This is a genomic window from Niastella populi (genome assembly GCF_002078015.1).
GTDB classification, from domain to species: domain Bacteria; phylum Bacteroidota; class Bacteroidia; order Chitinophagales; family Chitinophagaceae; genus Niastella; species Niastella populi.
The window spans coordinates 1-2161 of record NZ_LWBP01000080.1 but is presented as its reverse complement, the minus strand read 5'-3'; the positions used below and the strand labels follow the sequence as shown (position 1 = coordinate 2161).

The 2161-nt window shown below is 32.8% G+C and carries 3 protein-coding genes and 1 pseudogene; all 4 read left to right on the top strand.

All coding sequences use genetic code 11. From position 1 onward, the window contains the following. Positions 1 to 613 (top strand): AAA family ATPase (locus A4R26_RS09150; RefSeq protein ID WP_165760203.1); only part of this gene is annotated, 613 nt, incomplete at its 5' end. A gap of 1 nt (position 614) precedes the next feature. Continuing rightward, on the top strand, positions 615 to 1352 hold the full coding sequence (locus A4R26_RS09145) for a hypothetical protein (RefSeq protein ID WP_081163488.1): 738 nt from the start codon (positions 615 to 617) through the stop codon (positions 1350 to 1352). Positions 1353 to 1753: 401 nt separating this feature from the next. Then, a pseudogene (locus A4R26_RS36280) lies at positions 1754 to 1897 on the top strand (hypothetical protein); the annotation flags it as partial. 56 nt (positions 1898 to 1953) lie between these two features. Continuing rightward, positions 1954 to 2161 (top strand): DUF6756 family protein (locus tag A4R26_RS36275; RefSeq protein ID WP_207625717.1); only part of this gene is annotated, 208 nt, incomplete at its 3' end.

The following is a 2161-nucleotide window of genomic DNA, read 5'->3' as shown; positions in this document are numbered from 1 at the left end:
TACCTTTCTTGATACACTTGATGGAGAGGCGATAGCGGAGATATTAAAGGAAGATAGCAGCTTAAAAAGCAGTGTAAATAACTGGTTTAAAAAATTTAATTTACAAATAGATGTAGGTCCAATTAAAGATATAATTCATCAAATTGTAGTTAAACAAAATTCATTGGATTTAGACATTACTGATGTTGGATTTGGCGTTTCGCAAGTACTACCTGTTATTATTCAGGGTTTTTTGTCAAAGGACTCAAGTATTACACTAATTGAGCAGCCTGAAATTCACTTACATCCAAAAATGCAAGCAGATTTAGCCGATTTATTTATAGATATTGCAATTAAGCAAAATCAAAAAAAAGGAGGTTCTATTTCATCAAAGTATATGATTATTGAAACCCACAGCGAATACCTATTGAAAAGATTAAGAAGAAGAATTTCTGAAAAGAAAATTTCTTCAGAACAGGTTGCGATTTACTATGTAGAACCACAAGAAGAAAATAAAAGTGCAGAAATCAGGAAGATTGATATTAATGAGAAGGGTGCATTTGAGTGGCCTAAAGATTTTTACACAGGAGAATTGGCCGATGATATAACTGAATTTTTAAGTAACCAGATTTAAAATGGCAATTTATACGCTATCAATAAACTATATTGATGGGATTAGTGAAGATAAAAGCCATTTGCTAAATGTGTTTTTTAAGTTTCCTAACCCGAATACCGAATATAAGGCTGCAATGGATAAAAGCAAAAAGCTTTTGGAACACTATAAAGTTTCGGCACGATCCAATAATGACTTTTTAACTTGGTTGGATTGGATGTCCCGTAAACCACAAAGTTTTGAAACTATTGACGTCACAATACCTGAGCATGCAAATGAAGAGGAAATGTATCTAATGATTGCAGCGGCGACTAGACCGTACAAAAAAATAATAGTTGGTTCGCATCAATATTGGAAAGATTACTACTACATGTGTAATTGCAACAAAATACTTTATAAGGCTGAAGAAATTGAAATTCTGGATAAATATGAAGCCTTTAATGAATTAAATCCAAATAACGGAATCATTCAAAATATATCAGTTATGAACAGCAATATGAGTAATAAAAATAACCCTTGGGTTTCTGGAACATTTTATTTGTTTGTAGCAATTTTTATTTTTGGAGGATTAGCATGTTGTGCAAATTTTGTTTCTTGGGCCGTTATGCCGATTGTTATTATAGGTGGAATTTTAATTATAGGTGTAATTGGAGGTTTGCAATTGCGAAATGACGATAAGTTGAAGGAAGAGGGTTTTTTGAAACTAATGGGTGAAACTTACAAAAGATTGCCTCTTTTAAGGAGAGGGAATAAAAAATAAGATTGTTACTAAATTAAAGGAGATAATATATTGTATGCTTTTCAGTATATAAATCTGGAATATATATTGAATTAGCTTCAATTTTACTGATTGTAGAAAAAACGCGAAACCGGTTAAAGAAAAGTAAGCACGTTAACTGACGTAATATTAGCTTTATATTTGTAAAGCCAACGTCTACCTGCATCAACCCAGGTAAGAATAACCCTCCCAAGCTCATTGAATCGACCAAAAAATCGACCGAAAAATTAAATAGCTGATTTTCCTGAAGATATAACGGCCGCACATATCCCGTCCGGTCCAAGCTCAAATAATGTTTGATTGAATGTTTCTATCCACGCTTATTTGTTATTTTAGCTGCAAAAAAGGACGAAAATAAAGTGTTAGAGCATTTGCAAATTATAATGAGAGTATTGACTACTGCGAGAGATCTGAAAATAACGAATGACAAGTTTGATGTTATTGGTATTCATGAATGGCCTGACATTTTTAAAAAAATGGAAGCGAAGTTTATTGTTAAGGAAAGTACCAATACCCGATTTAATTGGTGGTGGGATAATCTGAAAAGTGACAGGTTTTCACTGGAATTTCCTAATGATAATGCATGGAAATATTTACAACTGCAATTGATAAAAATGAAAGGGTTTGGTTCATCGCTTGCGATTCCAGCCGCGATCCTAGTAAATATTGGCTTTTTGAGGGTTTTATTGAACCTATTCAACAAATCTTAGGTCAATTAAATGCCTTTGAATATTATGTGGTATCAAAAAAATATGACTGGTGTAGATTCCTGTCCATGTTGACCCACCGTT

What these genes read in the sequence shown, in the direction of transcription:
- A4R26_RS09145 (WP_081163488.1), top strand. Translation starts at nt 615, where the DNA reads ATGGCAATTTATACGCTATCAATAAACTATATTGATGGGATTAGTGAA.